This window comes from Pedococcus sp. P1_H8, assembly GCF_056405175.1.
In genome coordinates this window covers 169,502-185,176 of the sequence record NZ_JBFUCP010000002.1, presented here as the reverse complement: position 1 = coordinate 185,176, position 15,675 = coordinate 169,502, and the positions used below count along the sequence as shown (strand labels likewise).

The window sequence follows — 15,675 nt, the reverse complement described above, 5'->3', positions numbered from 1 at the left end:
GCTGCCTAGACTGGCGCGCGTGACGAGGGAACAGGAACGCGCCGCTGCGCGCCGCCGTGCCGTGAAGCTCGAGGCCAAGCAGGCCCAGAAGGAACGTGAGGCAGCCCGCAACAGCCAGGTCGTGGTGGTCGTGCTCGCCGTGCTGGCCGTGGTTGCCGGCTTCGTGTTCCTGGCTGCCCAGCTCAAGGACGACCCGACTCCCACCGCCACTCCTCCGGCAGCCACGACCACCGCCACCACGCCGACCGTCGCAGGCTGCACCGCGCCACCCACTCCCCCGAGCTCGGCCAAGAAGGTCGCGAAGCCCGACAAGGCGACCGCGGCCGGCAAGACCTTCACCGCCGTCGTGACGACCAACTGCGGCGACATCACGCTGCAGCTCGATGGTGCCAAGGCGCCCCAGACCGTGGCGTCCTTCGTCGGGTTGGCCAAGGCCGGCTACTTCGCCGACTCACCGTGCCACCGCATCACCACGCAGGACCCGCTGTTCGTGCTCCAGTGCGGTGACCCGCTGGGCGGCGCCGGCAGCGGCCCCGGTTACAGCTACGGCATCGAGAACGCCCCCAAGGACGGCAAGTACCCGCGGGGCAGCCTGGCCATGGCACGCACGACCGACCCGAACTCCAACGCCGACCAGTTCTTCATCGTGTACAAGGACACCGACCTGAGCAGTGTGCCCGCGGGCTACTCCATCTTCGGCACGGTGACCGGTGGAATCGATATTGTCGACAAGATCGCCGCAGCAGGTGTGAACGGAGGCGCCACAGATGGCGCCCCGGCTGCACCCATCAGCATCCTCAAGGTTGCTGTGACAGAGAAGAAGGCCTGACCCGTGACCGAGCAGATGCCCCCGGCCGAAACCGAGCCCGACTCCGAGCCCAGCACCATCGCCGACGCACCCACTCCCGAGCCCGAAACCGTCGCCGCAGCCGAGCCACAGGCAGCGACGCCGACTGAAGCAGAGCCCGAGCCGAAGGCGCCCGAGCCCGAGCCCGAGCCTGCACACGAGCCCGTCGCAGCAGCCGAGGCGAAGGCGCCCGAGCCGGAAGCTGCACCTGAGCCCGAGGCTGCACCCGAACCCGAGGCAGCGCCCGAGCCCGAGGCAGCGCCCGAGCCCGAGGCAGGGTCAGAGCCCGAAGCCGAGGCTGCGTCCGAAGCCGAGGCTGCGTCCGAGCCGCAAGCGGCGCCCGAAGCCGCACCCGCACCCAAGCCGGTCCCCCGACCGGCTCCGAAGCCGGGCCCGGTGCCCACTCCCGCAGCGGTCCGCAAGGTGGCCCACGCCCAGCCCGCCGCACTGACCGTCGCGGCGCCGCCCGGACCGCCCTCCGAGACCTTCGGTCGCGCGGCCGAGGACGGCACGGTGTTCGTCCGGACCGCAGACGGCGAGCGGGAGGTTGGTGCCTATCCGGGAGCCACCCCCGACGAGGCCCTGCACTACTTCGCCCGCAAGTACGACGAGCTCTACGCCTCCGCAGACCTGCTGCACCAGCGCCTGACCACCACGGACCTGTCCGCGAAGGACGCGGCCGAAGGCCTGGCCAAGCTGCGGGAGCACTGCGCCGAGGCCAACGTCGTCGGCGACCTCGCCGGGCTCGATGCCAAGGTGGGCGAGATCGAGGCCCTGGTCGGGGCGCGCAAGGCAGCCGAGTCCGCCGAACGCAGCGCAGCCCGGGCCGCGGCGACGGTTGAACGCGAGGCCATCGTGGCCGAGGCCGAGAAGATCGCGGGACAGCCCGAAGCCAAGATCCAGTGGAAGAGCAGTGGCGCCCGGATGCGCGAGCTGCTCGACGGCTGGAAGAAGCACCAGCGCGAGGGTGCGCGGCTCGACCGCGAGACCGAGGGCGCGCTCTGGCAGCGGTTCAGTCAGGCCCGCAACTCCTTCGACAAGGCACGCCGCGTCCACTTCGCCCAGCTCGAAGGCACCCAGGCCGAGGCCAAGGCCGCGAAGCAGGAGCTCGTCAAGGAGGCGGAAGCCCTCTCGGCCAGCACCGACTGGGGCCAGACGGCCGGCGCCTTCAAGCGACTGATGGACCGCTGGCGCCAGGCGGGGCGGGCCTCCCGATCCGACGACGACGCGCTATGGGAGCGGTTCAAGGCCGCCCAGGACGCGTTCTTCGCTGCCAAGGACGAGATCGCGGCCAAGGAGGACGAGGAGTTCCGCGGCAACCTCGCCGTCAAGGAGGAGCTGCTCAAGGAGGGTCAGGGCATCCTGCCCGTCAAGGACCTCGAGACCGCCAAGGCTGCATTGCGCACGCTGCAGGACAAGTGGGACGCAGCCGGCAAGGTGCCCCGCGGTGACGTCGACCGGATGGAGAAGGGGATGCGCCGGATCGAGCAGGCCGTCCGCGACGCCGACGACCAGCGCTGGAAGCAGTCCAACCCCGAGGTCGCGGCACGGGCCCAGAGCATGGTCGACCAGCTCGAGGCCTCGGTCTCCTCGCTCAAGGACGACCTGGCCAAGGCGCAGGCCTCCGGAAACGAGAAGAAGGTCAAGGACGCCCAGGCCAAGCTCGAGGCCCAGGAGCAGTGGCTGGCCCAGGCTCGCGGCAACGTCGACGAGTTCGGTTCCTAGACCGCGGTTGTTCTGTCTCGCGGGTATGCCGCGGGGCTAGGCCTTGGCGGCGGTGGCCTTGGTGCCGGTGATCCGGTAGACGTCGAACACCCCGTCGATCTTGCGGACGGCCTTCATCACGTGTTCGAGGTGGCTCGGGTCACCCATCTCGAAGGTGAACTTGCTGATGGCCACCCGATCGCGCGAGGTCTGCACCGAGGCCGACAGGATGTTCACGTGCTGGTCGGACAGCACCCGAGTCACGTCGGACAGCAGGCGGTTGCGGTCGAGCGCCTCGACCTGGAGCTGGACGAGGAAGACCGACGCGGACGACGGCGCCCACTCGACCTCGATCATCCGATCGGGTTGGGACAGAAGGGATTCGGCGTTGGTGCAGTCGGTGCGGTGGACGGACACGCCGTTGCCCCGGGTGATGAAGCCCATGATCGGGTCGCCAGGCACTGGAGTGCAGCAGCGGGCCAGCTTGACCCAGACGTCCGCCGTGCCGACCACGACGACGCCGGGATCGCCCGTGCGTCGCCGCATCGACCGGGTCGGCGTCGTCGCCTCCGCGAGGTCCTCGGACGCGCCCTCCTCGCCTCCCAGCGAGACCACCAGTCGGCCCACCACGTGCTGGGCGGACACGTGCCCCTCGCCCACGGCGGCATACAGGGCGTCGATGTCCTGGTAGCGCAGCTCGGAAGCGAGGCCGGTCAGGGTCTCGACGGTGAGCAGTCGCTGGAGCGGCAGCCCCTCCTTGCGCATGGCGCGGGCGATCGCGTCCTTGCCGGTCTCGATCGCTTCTTCGCGGCGCTCCTTGGAGAACCACTGCTTGATCTTGTTGCGGGCCCGTGGCGACTTGACGAAGGTCAGCCAGTCGCGCGACGGTCCGGCGCCGTCGGCCTTGGACGTGAGCACCTCGACGACGTCGCCGTTCTCGAGGGTGGACTCCAGCGGGACGAGCCTGCCGTTGACGCGACCGCCGATGCAGTGGTGCCCGACCTCGGTGTGCACGGCGTAGGCGAAGTCGACGGGAGTCGCGCCGGCCGGCAGGGCCACGACCTCGCCCTTGGGCGTGAAGACGTAGACCTCGCGGGCGTTGATCTCGAACCGCAGCGAGTCGAGGAACTCCCCCGGGTCGGCAGTCTCCTTCTGCCAGTCGAGCAGCTGGCGGAGCCACGCCATGTCGTTGATGGGGCCGGTCTCGCCGTCCTTGGCGCCCTGGGCCGGGGCGGTGCCGTCCTCCTTGTACTTCCAGTGTGCGGCGACGCCGTACTCTGCCCTGCGGTGCATGGTGTGGGTGCGGATCTGGATCTCGACGGCCTTGCCCTCGGGCCCGATCACGGTGGTGTGCAAGGACTGGTACATGTTGAACTTGGGCATCGCGATGTAGTCCTTGAACCGCCCCGGCAGGGGGTTCCAGCGCGCGTGCAGGGCACCGAGAGCGGCGTAGCAGTCACGGACCGAGTCGACCAGGACCCGCACCGCCACGAGGTCGTAGATGTCCTCGAAGTCGCGGCCGCGCACGATCATCTTCTGGTAGACGGAGTAGTAGTGCTTGGGCCGACCGGTCACCGTCGCCTTGATCTTGGCGCCCTTGAGGTCCTCGCTGACCTGGTCGCGGACCCCTGAGAGGAACTCCTCTCGTGCGGGGGCCCGCTCCGCCACCAGTCGCACGATCTCGTCGTAGACCTTGGGATAGAGGGTCGCGAAGGACAGGTCCTCGAGCTCCCACTTGATGGTGTTCATGCCGAGCCGGTGGGCCAGCGGTGCGTAGATCTCGAGCGTCTCGCGAGCCTTGCGCTGTGCGGACTCCACGGAGACGTAGCGCCAGGTGCGGGCGTTGTGCAGCCGGTCGGCCAGCTTGATCACCAGCACCCGGATGTCGCGGGCCATGGCCACGACCATCTTGCGCACCGTCTCGGCCTGCGCCGCGTCGCCATAGGTCACCTTGTCGAGCTTGGTGACACCGTCGACGAGCATCGCGACCTCGCGCCCGAAGTCCTTCTCCAGCTGCGTGAGGCTGTACTCCGTGTCCTCCACCGTGTCGTGGAGCAGGGCCGCCGCGAGGGTGGCTGGCGTCATGCCGAGCTCGGCGAGGATGGTGGTCACCGCGAGCGGATGGGTGATGTAGGCGTCGCCGGACTTGCGCGTCTGGCCCCGGTGCGCCTCCTCGGCCACGACGTAGGCCCGCTCGATGACCGTCAGGTCAGCCTTGGGGTGGGTGGCTCGGACAGTCTGGAGCAGGGGCTCGAGAACCGGGTTGATCGGACCACCGCGGCTGCCGAAACGGGCCAGGCGGGCGCGGACGCGGTTCGCCGAGGAGGCACCGGTGGGCACCGGTCCGGTGACGACGTCCTCGGTCATGCCGAAAGCCTACGGGACCACCACGGTGGCGTGGATCTCACGCCCGGCCAACCGCTCACGGCCGGGCAGGAAGGCCAGCTCGACCAGCGTCTCGAAAGCCACGACCGTGGCACCGGCCTGCTCCAACAGCCGACAAGCCGCCTCGGCGGTGCCGCCCGTCGCGAGCACGTCGTCGACGAGCAGGACCCGCTCACCACTCACGAAGGCGTCGGCATGGATCTCGATCGTGGCAGTGCCGTACTCGAGGTCGTAGGTCAGTCCGACCGTGTCGCCGGGCAGCTTGCCCGCCTTGCGCACCGGGACGAAGCCGACCCCCAGCTCGTAGGCGAGGGCGGCACCGAAGATGAAGCCGCGCGCCTCGATACCGACGACCAGGTCGATGCTGCCCCTGCGCCGGTCAGCCATGTCGCGGATGACGGCACCGAAGACCTCAGGATCGGCAAGGACCGGCGTGACGTCCTTGAACAGGATCCCCGGGCTGGGGAAGTCCTGGACGTCCCGCAACCGTGCCGAGACCCGCTCGGCGAGGGTGTTCATCGACGAGCTGCCATCACCGATGAGACTGCCTTCATCGACGAGACTTCGGGGGGCGTTTCGGCTGGTTGCGCGGTCCGCTGGTGGCGTACTTGTGCGTCTCACGCACCACGCCACCGGAACGGGTCGCTGCCGAGACGGACTCGCGCTCAGTGTCGGCTGCAGCGAGCTCCTCGGCATCTGGCTCGTGCGGGACCGGAGCGGCATCGGAGGCGGAGATGGCGCCGCCATGACGCGCCTGGTAGCGGGTCGCCTTCTTCTCGAGGTCGATGACGGCCGGCTCCTTCAGGCGCAGGTGCACCAGCAGTGGCGTGGCGATGAAGATCGAGGAGTAGGCGCCGACGGCAATGCCCACGAACAGTGCCAGGGCCAGGTCGAGCAGGGTGCCGGGGCCGAGGAAGAGGAACCCGATGACCAGGATGGACGCGATCGGCAGCAGGGCCACGATCGTGGTGTTGATCGAGCGCACCAGGGTCTGGTTGACCGCGAGGTTCGCCGCCTGGGAGTAGGTCAGGCGGCCGTTGCCGAGTGCCTCGGTGGTGTTCTCGCGCACCTTGTCAAAGACGACGACGGTGTCGTAGAGCGAGTACCCGAGGATCGTGAGGAAGCCGATCATCGTCGCCGGCGAGACCTCGAAGCCGGCCAACGCGTAGACACCCACGGTGATGAACAGGTCGTGCAGCAGCGCGACGAGCCCGGCGACGGCCATCTTCCAGGTGCGGAAGTAGATCGCCATCACGATCGACACCAGCGCGAGGAAGACGGCCAGGGCCTGGAGCGCCTGCTGGCTGACGGAGGCACCCCACGAGGGACCGACGAACGACGCCGAGACGTCGTTGACGTCGGTCTTGAACTCGGTGGCCAGGGCCGTCTGGACCGCGCGGATCTCGGACTCGCCGAGCTGCTCGGTCTGCACCCTGATCGTGCCGGTGCCGACCTTGGTCACCTCGGCGGCGCCGGCGTTCGGGATGTTGCCGACGGCGTCCTTGGCCCGGGCCTCGTAGTCCGCGGAGTTGGCCACGGACGAGACCCGGAACTCCGAGCCCCCACGGAACTCGAGGCTGAGGTTGAGGCCGTGCCAGACCAGTCCGATGATCGCGATGAGGAAGAACACCCCGGACAGGGCGTACCACCGCTTGTAGCGACCCACGAAGTCGATCGACCGCTTGCCGGTGTAGAGGTCGTTGCCCAGTGCGGCGAAGTTGATCACAGCGCGCTCCCATCGCTCACGGCAGAGGCGGTGGTCGGCATCGCGACCCGTCCGCGCCCGGCATACCTGGGCTTGTGGGCCTTGGCCCCGAGCCGCTCCGGGTCGAGACCCGACCACTTGTGGCCACCACCGAAGAACTTGGTGCCGGACAGGATCGCCACGAGCGGGTGGGTGAACAGCACGACGATGAGCAGGTCGATCAAGGTCGTGAGGCCGAGGGTGAAGGCGAACCCGCGCACGTTGGAGGACGCCAGCAGGTAGAGGACGAACGCGGCCAGGAAGTTCACGCCGTCCGCGGCCAGGATGGTGCGCCGAGCCCGGCGCCACCCGGTGTCGACGGCGGCACGCAGCGGCCTGCCCTCACGCACCTCGTCTCGGATGCGTTCGAAGTAGACGATGAAGGAGTCGGCGGTGACACCAATGGCCACGATCAGCCCTGTCACGCCCGCCATGTCGAGTCTGAAGTTGTGCGACCAGCCGAGCAGGGCGATCGCGACGTAGGTCAGCAGCGCTGCGATGACGATCGACAGCACCGTGACCAGGCCGAGGGCGCGGTACTGCGCGAGGGAGTACATGAAGACCAGCGCGAACCCGATGACGCCGGCGATCAGACCCATCCGGAGCTGCTCGCTGCCGAGGGTCGGGCTGATCTGGTCACGGGTCTGCAGCGTGAACGACAGCGGCAGGGCACCGAACTTGAGCTGGTTGGCCAGGTCGCGGGCCGACTGGATCGTGAACTGGCCGGAGATGCTGGCCTGTCCGTCGAGGATCGCCGCCTGGAAGTACGGCGCGACGATCACGCGCGAGTCCAGGGTGGCGGCCATCTGGTTGCGGGGGGTCTCGAGGGTGACCATCCGCTTGCTCGCCTCGGCGTAGGCCTTGGTGCCCTCGGACTTGAAGCTCAGCGTGATCTCGACCGTGCTGGACGGCTGCCCGTTGGACAGCGGTCGGTAACCGGCTGCGGCGTCCTTGATCTGGTCGCCGTTCACCACGACCGGCCCGAGGATGTACTTCTCGGCGCCGTCGTCGCTGCAGGTCACGAGCGGCTTGGCGGGGTCGTCCACGATCTTGTCCACCACGGCGGGGTCGGAGCAGTCCAGCGCCCGGAAGGCCTTGGAGATGTCGTCGGTGACCCAGGCGAGGTCGCTGCCGTTCTTTGGCGCGGCCGTCGAACCCGTGGGCTGGGCCGTCGAGGTACCCGTCGCACCGGCCGTCGTCGAGTCGGTCGGCGTGGGGGGCGTGGTGGCCTTGACGAACGCCCCGGGCAGGCCCGAGCCGGCCGAGGTCGCCGAGCCGGTGGCCGTGGCGGAGGGGCTGGGCGCCTTGCTGCTCGGCGTGGCGGTGCCGGTGGCCGTGTCCGTGGGGGTCGGCTGGTTCACTCCGGGCGCGGCAGCGAGCACGGGGCGGAAGCGCATCTGCGAGGACTTGCGGATGGCGTCCTCGGTCGTCTTGTCCAGGCTCGTGCCCGGGACGCTCACGACGATGTCCTCGCCGTTGCGCGTGGTGACCTCGGCGCCCGCGACGCCGTTGGCGTCGACGCGCTGGACGATGATGTCGCGCGCCTGGGTGAGCTGCTCGTTGGTGACCTTGCTGTTGCCGACCAGGACGGGCTTGAGCACCAGCTGGGTGCCCCCGTCGAGGTCGAGACCGAGCTTGGGCTGCCACTGGGCGTCACCCCAGGTGGTCACGGCAAAGAGCAGGCCGTAGAGGCCGAGGCTGAGAGCCGCCAGCGCCGACAGGACCTTCAGCGGCTTGCGATTGTGTGGATTGATTGCCACGTGCGGGGACCTCTACTCGGTGGTGCTGGGTGCGGCCGGCCCGCTGGACACCGTCTTGGTGCCGATGGCGCGCCGGTCGAAGCGGACGGTGACCCCGGGGCTGATCTCCAGGGTGGCGGTGCTGTCGTCGAGGGACATGATCGTGCCGTACAGCCCGGAGGTCGTGCAGACCTCGTCGCCGACAGCCAGGGCTGCCTGCAGTGACTGCACCTCGCGCTGGCGCCGACGCTGGCTGAACACCATGAAGATGATGAGCAGCACCGGCAGCGCGAAGATCAGCAGGCTGGCTATCGGCGAGCCGCCATTCGACATGGAGCAGTCCCTTCACGGTTGGGGCAGTCTGGGTGCGGCGCCACGCAGTCGGGCACGCGCAAGTCCCCGGCTCCAGCCGGGGGACCGCCCGAGTGTAGGTGACGCACGGCATACCGACCAACGTGCCCCACCGTGGCTGCGTTCCAATTGTGACCTTTGCTCTCCCCTCGCCAGCCGAGCCTCGCGCACGGCGAGCACCTCGCGGGTATGCCGTGGGCACGCCGCACGAGCGGGTCACCCGCCGAAGCGACCCTCACCGGTGTCGAGGGGCAGACTGGGCTGGGGTTGGTGGCCGTGGGGAGGCGTCAGGCCCAGGTGCTCCCACGCCATGGCGGTCGCGGCGCGGCCACGGGGCGTGCGGGTGATGAAGCCCTCACGGACGAGGAACGGCTCGGCGACGGTCTCGACCGTGTCGGCCTCCTCCCCCACGGCGACGGCCAGGGTCGACAGACCCACGGGTCCCCCTCCGAACCGCCTGCAGAGGGAGTCGAGGACGGCGCGGTCGAGGCGGTCGAGGCCGCGGTCGTCGACGTCGAAGAGCGCCAACGCGGCGTGTGCCGCCTCCTCGTCGACGACGTGGCGTCCGTGCACCTGGGCCCAGTCGCGAACCCGTCGCAGGAGCCGGTTGGCGACGCGCGGTGTGCCACGGGACCGCCGGGCGATCTCGGTGATGCCGTCGGTGTCGGCCGACACCTCGAGCAGTCGCGCCGACCGCTCGAGGATCGTGACCAGTTCCTCGGGGGCATAGAAGTCGAGGTGTCCGGTGAAGCCGAACCGGTCGCGCAGCGGCGCGGGCAGGAGCCCCGCCCGGGTGGTGGCGCCCACCACCGTGAAGGCCGGGAGCTCCAGCGGGATGGCCGTGGCGCCCGGGCCCTTGCCGACGATGACGTCGACCCGGAAGTCCTCCATGGCGAGGTAGAGCATCTCCTCGGCCGAACGCGACATGCGGTGGATCTCGTCGAGGAAGAGCACCTCCCCCTCCATGAGCGAGGAGAGCACCGCCGCGAGATCGCCTGCGTGCTGGATGGCGGGGCCGCTGGTGATCCGGATCGGGCGCTCGAGCTCGGTGCCGATCAGCATGGCGAGGGTGGTCTTGCCCAGTCCTGGCGGCCCGGACAGCAGGACGTGGTCGGGCGGGGTCCCGCGTCGCCGGGCTGCCTCCAGCACGAGGGACAGCTGGTCGCACACCCGGGTCTGCCCGGTGAACTCGCTGAGCCTGCGGGGTCGCAGGGCTGCTTCGACAGTGCGTTCGTCGGCATCGCCCTCGGCGTCGACCACGCGCGCCGTGGCGTCGATGGAGGAGTCCTCGAACATCTCTGAGGAGAACCCGTCAGCCATTCCTATCGCCCCAGCTCTCGCAGGGCCGCACGGAGCATCGCGGAGACGTCAGCCCCGGCCGGGGCTGCTTCGGCGGCCCGCGACACGGCGTCGTCGGCCTGCTTGGCGGAGTAGCCGAGCCCCACGAGCGCCTCGGCCACCTGGTCACGCCAGGCGGTGGCGCCCACGGCCGGGCCAGCCGCCGCGGCACCGGGCGCTCCGGACGGCATACCGAGCTTGTCGCGCAGCTCGAGGACGATGCGCTCGGCACCCTTGCGGCCGATGCCGGGCACCTTGGTGAGCGTCGCGAGGTCGGCGCTGCTGACCGCTGCCCGCAACCGGTCGGGGGCCAGGACCGAGAGCATCGCGAGGGCGATCCGAGGTCCGACGCCGGAGACGGTCTGCACCTGTTCGAAGATGTCACGCTCGTCGTCGGACGTGAAGGCGTAGAGGGTCAGTGAGTCCTCGCGGACGACGAGCGTGGTCGCGAGCAGCGCCTCCTGACCGAGGTGCAGCGAGGACGCGGTGGCCGGGGTCGTGTGCAGCAGCATGCCGACTCCCCCGACCTCGACGACCACGCGGTCCAGACCGATGTGCCGCACCGGTCCGCGGACCGAGGAGATCACCGGGCCACCGCCGCKCGGCCGGCCGMGCGAAGGCGCGCCTGTTCCGCGCGGGCGGCGTCCTCGAGCCGGTTGGCGGCTGCGCCCTGCCACAGGTGGCAGATCGCGATGGCGAGGGCGTCCGCGGCATCGGCGGGCTTCGGCGCGGACTCCATCCGCAGGATCCGCATCACCATGGCTGTCACCTGGGCCTTGTCGGCCCGGCCGGAGCCGGTGACCGCCGCCTTGACCGAGGTCGGCGTGTGCAGCTGGACCGGAAGCCCCCTGCGAGCCGCGGCCAGCAGCGGGATCGCCGAGGCCTGCATGGTGTGCATGACGCTGGCGACGTTGACATCGGCGAAGACCTGCTCCACCGCGATCGCATCAGGTTCGAACCGGTCGAGCCAGGTGTCGAGCTCGGTCTGGAGGTAGAGCAGCCGCTCGGCGGTGGGCTCGGTGGCCGGGGAACGCACCACACCGACGGCGACGAGACGGACCTGGCGACCACGACCGCCCTCCACCACCCCGACGCCACACCGGGTCAGGCCGGGATCGACCCCGAGTACGCGCACGACTGCAGCTCCCTCATGTCCGAACAGGTGTTCGGTAGAACGCTACACACCGGTCCGCACCTGCGAGCGCAGCAACACGCCACTACTCGTCGTCGTCCTCGATCTCGGCCAGCACGTCGTCGCTGATGTCGCCGTTGGCAAAGACGTCCTGCACGTCGTCGGAGTCCTCGAGCGCCTCGATGACGCGGATCATCCTGCGCGCGCCGTCGGCGTCCAGCGGCACCTTCAGGTTCGGCACCCACGAGGCCTCGGCCGAGTCGTAGTCGATCCCGGCGTCCTGGACGGCCTTGCGGACGGCGACGAAGTCGGTCGCCTCGGAGATGATCTCGAATGCGTCGCCGAGGTCGTTGACCTCGTCGGCGCCGGCCTCGAGGACGATCTCGAGGATGTCGTCCTCGGTCTTGTCCCCCTTGGGGACCACGACGACACCCTTGCGGTCGAAGACGTAGGACACCGAACCGGGGTCGGCCAGCTGGCCACCGTTGCGGGTCAGCGCGGTGCGGACCTCGGCAGCGGCCCGGTTGCGGTTGTCGGTCAGGCACTCGATGAGGACGGCGACACCACCGGGCGCGTAGCCCTCGTAGGTGATGGTCTCCCAGTCGGCGCCACCGGCCGTCGCACCGGACCCGCGCTTGACCGCGTTGTCGATGTTGTTGTTGGGGACCGAGGTCTTCTTGGCCTTCTGGATGGCGTCGTAGAGCGTCGGGTTGCCCGTGGGGTCACCGCCACCGGTGCGCGCCGCGACCTCGATGTTCTTGATGAGCTTGGCGAAGAGCTTGCCCCGCTTCGCGTCGATGGCAGCCTTCTTGTGCTTCGTGGTTGCCCATTTGCTGTGGCCGCTCATGCGTTGCCTCTCACGATCTCGACGAACAACTGGTGGAACCGGTGGTCACCGGTCACTTCCGGGTGGAAGGAGGTGGCCATCAGCGACCCCTGACGAACGGCGACGATCCTACCTGCGGCGGGTCCGTCCTCGACGCGGGCCAGCACCTCGACCCCCTCGCCCACCTCTTCGACCCACGGCGCACGGATGAACACGGCCCGCATCGGCGCACCGCCGATGGCCCGGATGTGCAGGTCCTCCTCGAAGGAGTCCACCTGCCGGCCGAAGGCGTTGCGACGCACCGTGATGTCGAGGCCGCCGAGCGTCTGTTGGTCGGGTCGGGCGTCGGCGATGCGGTCGGCGAGCATGATCATGCCCGCGCAGGACCCGTATGCCGGCATGCCGGCTCCCAGCCGCTCGCGCAGTGGGTCGCGCAGGTCGAAGGCACGGACCAGCTTGTCCATGGTCGTCGACTCGCCACCGGGGATGATGAGGGCATCGACCGCGTCCAGCTCCTTGGTGCGACGCACGGTGGTGGCGCGCGCGCCCGCCTGCTGCACGGCATACAGGTGCTCGCGCACGTCGCCCTGGACGGCGAGGACACCAATGGTGGGCTGGTCGGTCACGCCCGGAATGCTACGACCGGCTGGACGGTCGCTCCGCCCCGGCCCGCCCGCGACCTACAGTGGCGCCATGACTGGCGCCCTCAATGAGGTGGTGGTGCGGGAGCGCACCCGGGAGGACATCCCCGTGCTGGCCGACGTGCTCGCCGCCCAACGGCCGCACTCCGGCTATCCCCAGAACTGGCCGTTGCCCTTCTCCGTGGCGGACTTCATCGCGCGCTCGGACGAGGACGCCGCGTGGGCCGCCGAGCTCGACGGGCGCGTCGTCGGGCACGTCGCAGTCGCGCGTGTGGAGCCCGGCCTGGAGGCGGACATCTGGATCGCTGGCACCGGCCGACCCCGGGAGGAGCTGGCGGCGGTGGCGGTCCTGTTCGTCGACCACACGGTGGCCGGCCAGGGTGTCGGCAAGGCCTTGCTGGCGAAGGCGGTTGCTGCGATCCGTGCGTCCGGCCGCACGCCCGTCCTCGACGTCGTGCAGGAGACCGCCTCGGCAGTCGAGCTGTACCGACGCACCGGGTGGCAGGTGGTCGGCGAGGGCCGTCCCTGGTGGCTCCCCGACGACCACCTGCCGGTGCTGTTCATGGTGCTGCCCGGCTGACCTGAGAAAGGTGCCGCAGGGCCCTGACGTCGCCGGCCGCCGCCCCGATAGGTTGCGGACATGACCGACCTCGCCGCCCGCGCTCGCGACCTCGAAGCGCAGCACTCCGCCACCGACCGACGCAGCGCCTTCCGCATTCCCGAGGGCGTGATCTATCTCGACGGCAACTCCCTCGGCGCTCTCTCGGTCGCCGCGGCAGAGACGGCTGCTGACGTGGTGTCCAGGCAGTGGGGTGAGCAGCTCATCCGGGCGTGGAACGATTCCGACTGGTGGGGTGCCCCCGAACGCGTCGGCGACCGCATCGGTTCACTCGTGGGTGCCGCTCCCGGCCAGGTCGTCGTCACCGACTCGACCTCGGTCAACCTCTTCAAGACCATCGTCGCGGCGTCACGGATGCGCCCCGGTCGCAGCACCGTGCTGACCGACCCTGACTCCTTCCCGACGGACGTCTACATCGCCCGCTCGGCGTGCGACCTGCTCGGTCTGACCCTCGAGCTGGTCCCGACCCCCGAGGCTCCCGCGCGCATTGACGAGCTGGGCGAGTCGCTCGCCCTGGCCGCCTACTCCCAGGTCGACTACCGCACCGGTGAGCAGTGGGACCTGCCCGCACTGACCCGAGCCGCGCACGACGTCGGCGCACTGGTCTGCTGGGACCTGTGCCACTCGGCCGGAGCCATGCCTGTCGGGCTCGACGAGGGTGGCGCCGACCTGGCGGTGGGGTGCGGCTACAAGTACCTCAGCGGTGGCCCCGGGGCGCCGGCCTTCATCTACGTCAGGGCCGAGCACCTGGCCGCCTTCGACAACCCCCTCGCGGGGTGGCAGGGCCACGCGAACCCGTTCGGCATGTCGACCGACTACGACCCCGCGGCCACGATCACCCGGGCCCGGGTCGGCACCGCCCCGCTGCTCAGCCTGCTCACGCTGGAAGGTGCGCTCACGGCATACGACGGCCTGTCGATCGAGGACGTGCGGGCGCGGTCGCTGTCGCTGACGGCCCTGTTCATCGACGCGCTCGACGCCCTCGGCGTCGACCTCCCCCTCGCGACGCCCCGCGAGGACGCGCGGCGCGGCTCCCAGGTGAGCCTGCGGCACCCCGAGGCGTATGCCGTGGTGCAGGCCCTCATCGCGCGCGGCGTGATCGGCGACTTCCGCGAGGTCGACATCGTGCGGCTCGGGTTCAGCCCGCTCTACCTGTCGCACGCCGACGTGGTCGCGGCGGCGGAGCACCTGGCGGCGGTCCTCGAGGGACGCGAGTTCGAGCGCGAGGAGTTCCGCGCCCGCAGCCAGGTCACCTGACCCCGCCACTTCCCTACCTTTATCGGGTCTAGGGACAAGGTTGACCTTCACCCGACTTGCGAAGTCGGGTGAAGGTCAACCTTCCTGCTAAACCCGATAAAGGGGGTGGGTCACCAACCGCGCTCGGAGAGCCGGTGCGGCTCGGGGATCTCGTCGACGTTCAGGCCGACCATGGCCTCACCCAGGCCACGGGAGACCTTGGCGATCACGTCGGGGTCGTCGAAGAAGGTGGTGGCCTTGACGATCGCCTCGGCGCGCTGCGCCGGGTTGCCGGACTTGAAGATGCCGGAGCCGACGAAGACACCCTCGGCGCCGAGCTGCATCATCATCGCCGCGTCGGCCGGGGTCGCGATGCCACCGGCGGTGAACAGCACGACGGGGAGCTTGCCGAGCTCGGCGACCTCCTTGACCAGGTCGTAGGGAGCCTGGAGCTCCTTGGCCGCGACGAACAGCTCGTCCTCGGGGAGGTTGGCGAGCTTGCGGATCTGCTGGCGGATCTGGCGCATGTGGGTGGTGGCGTTGGAGACGTCGCCGGTGCCGGCCTCACCCTTGGAGCGGATCATCGCCGCGCCCTCGGTGATCCGACGCAGGGCCTCGCCGAGGTTGGTCGCACCGCAGACGAAGGGGACCGTGAAGTTCCACTTGTCGATGTGGTTGGCGTAGTCGGCCGGGGTCAGCACCTCGGACTCGTCGATGTAGTCGACACCGAGGGACTGCAGCACCTGTGCCTCGACGAAGTGACCGATGCGGGCCTTGGCCATGACCGGGATCGAGACGGCGTCGATGATGCCGTCGATCATGTCGGGGTCGGACATGCGGGACACGCCACCCTGGGCGCGGATGTCGGCGGGGACCCGCTCGAGGGCCATCACGGCGACGGCGCCGGCGTCCTCGGCGATCTTGGCCTGCTCGACGTTGACGACGTCCATGATGACGCCGCCCTTGAGCATCTCGGCCATCCCGCGCTTGACGCGTGACGTGCCGGTGGTGGGCTGCGTGGCTATGTTGTCGACGGGGTTGCTCTCGGCGGACATGGCGGACCTACTCCAGATCTGTTCAGGGCGCAGCGCAGGGAACGCGCTTCAGCACCAA

General features: G+C 69.8%; 15 protein-coding genes. 4 read left to right on the top strand and 11 right to left on the bottom strand.

What is annotated here, in order from left to right; translation table 11 throughout:
- Positions 1–19: 19 nt before the first annotated feature.
- Entirely contained in the window at positions 20–829 is an 810-nt protein-coding gene (locus tag AC1DYG_RS02905; RefSeq protein ID WP_477638400.1) for a peptidylprolyl isomerase, read from the top strand.
- 3 nt (positions 830–832) lie between these two features.
- Positions 833–2,572, top strand: coding sequence for a DUF349 domain-containing protein (locus AC1DYG_RS02900; protein ID WP_477638399.1), 1,740 nt, complete (start codon positions 833–835; stop codon positions 2,570–2,572).
- Between the two features lie 36 nt (positions 2,573–2,608).
- Here AC1DYG_RS02900 and AC1DYG_RS02895 read toward each other — a convergent pair whose 3' ends face one another.
- The 10 genes from AC1DYG_RS02895 to pdxT all read right to left on the bottom strand — a co-directional run bounded on the left by AC1DYG_RS02895 (position 2,609) and on the right by pdxT (position 12,692).
- Positions 2,609–4,918, bottom strand: a complete 2,310-nt coding sequence (locus AC1DYG_RS02895; RefSeq protein WP_477638398.1) for a RelA/SpoT family protein — start codon at positions 4,916–4,918, stop codon at positions 2,609–2,611.
- A gap of 9 nt (positions 4,919–4,927) precedes the next feature.
- Entirely contained in the window at positions 4,928–5,455 is a 528-nt protein-coding gene (locus AC1DYG_RS02890; protein ID WP_477638397.1) for an adenine phosphoribosyltransferase, read from the bottom strand.
- Between the two features lie 31 nt (positions 5,456–5,486).
- Positions 5,487–6,662 carry a protein translocase subunit SecF gene (secF, locus tag AC1DYG_RS02885; RefSeq protein WP_477638396.1) on the bottom strand — a complete coding sequence of 392 codons (1,176 nt, stop codon included), beginning with the start codon at positions 6,660–6,662 and terminating at the stop codon, positions 5,487–5,489.
- Positions 6,659–8,440, bottom strand: a complete 1,782-nt coding sequence (secD, locus tag AC1DYG_RS02880) for a protein translocase subunit SecD (RefSeq protein ID WP_477638395.1) — start codon at positions 8,438–8,440, stop codon at positions 6,659–6,661. The genes secF and secD overlap by 4 nt, the downstream gene beginning before the upstream one ends.
- 12 nt (positions 8,441–8,452) lie before the next feature.
- Complete coding sequence (gene yajC / locus AC1DYG_RS02875; protein ID WP_477638394.1) at positions 8,453–8,752, bottom strand: preprotein translocase subunit YajC; 300 nt, start codon at positions 8,750–8,752, stop codon at positions 8,453–8,455.
- A gap of 234 nt (positions 8,753–8,986) precedes the next feature.
- Complete coding sequence (ruvB, locus tag AC1DYG_RS02870; RefSeq protein WP_477638393.1) at positions 8,987–10,090, bottom strand: Holliday junction branch migration DNA helicase RuvB; 1,104 nt, start codon at positions 10,088–10,090, stop codon at positions 8,987–8,989.
- 2 nt (positions 10,091–10,092) lie between these two features.
- Complete coding sequence (gene ruvA, locus AC1DYG_RS02865) at positions 10,093–10,695, bottom strand: Holliday junction branch migration protein RuvA (protein ID WP_477638392.1); 603 nt, start codon at positions 10,693–10,695, stop codon at positions 10,093–10,095.
- Positions 10,692–11,243 carry a crossover junction endodeoxyribonuclease RuvC gene (gene ruvC, locus AC1DYG_RS02860; protein WP_477638391.1) on the bottom strand — a complete coding sequence of 184 codons (552 nt, stop codon included), beginning with the start codon at positions 11,241–11,243 and terminating at the stop codon, positions 10,692–10,694. The genes ruvA and ruvC overlap by 4 nt, the downstream gene beginning before the upstream one ends.
- Before the next feature lie 82 nt (positions 11,244–11,325).
- Positions 11,326–12,087: a YebC/PmpR family DNA-binding transcriptional regulator gene (locus AC1DYG_RS02855; RefSeq protein WP_477638390.1), complete on the bottom strand. Its 762-nt coding sequence runs from the start codon at positions 12,085–12,087 to the stop codon at positions 11,326–11,328.
- A complete protein-coding gene (gene pdxT, locus AC1DYG_RS02850) occupies positions 12,084–12,692 on the bottom strand; it encodes a pyridoxal 5'-phosphate synthase glutaminase subunit PdxT (RefSeq protein ID WP_477638389.1) in 609 nt (202 codons plus the stop codon). The genes AC1DYG_RS02855 and pdxT overlap by 4 nt, the downstream gene beginning before the upstream one ends.
- A gap of 67 nt (positions 12,693–12,759) precedes the next feature.
- Between pdxT and AC1DYG_RS02845 the strand changes: the two genes are divergently transcribed.
- Positions 12,760–13,287: a GNAT family N-acetyltransferase gene (locus tag AC1DYG_RS02845; protein WP_477638388.1), complete on the top strand. Its 528-nt coding sequence runs from the start codon at positions 12,760–12,762 to the stop codon at positions 13,285–13,287.
- Between the two features lie 60 nt (positions 13,288–13,347).
- Positions 13,348–14,583, top strand: coding sequence for a kynureninase (kynU, locus tag AC1DYG_RS02840; RefSeq protein ID WP_477638387.1), 1,236 nt, complete (start codon positions 13,348–13,350; stop codon positions 14,581–14,583).
- A 110-nt stretch (positions 14,584–14,693) separates the two neighbouring features.
- Here the strand turns inward: kynU and pdxS are convergent, their stop codons facing one another.
- Entirely contained in the window at positions 14,694–15,617 is a 924-nt protein-coding gene (pdxS, locus tag AC1DYG_RS02835) for a pyridoxal 5'-phosphate synthase lyase subunit PdxS (protein WP_477638386.1), read from the bottom strand.
- Between the last annotated feature and the right edge of the window lie 58 nt (positions 15,618–15,675).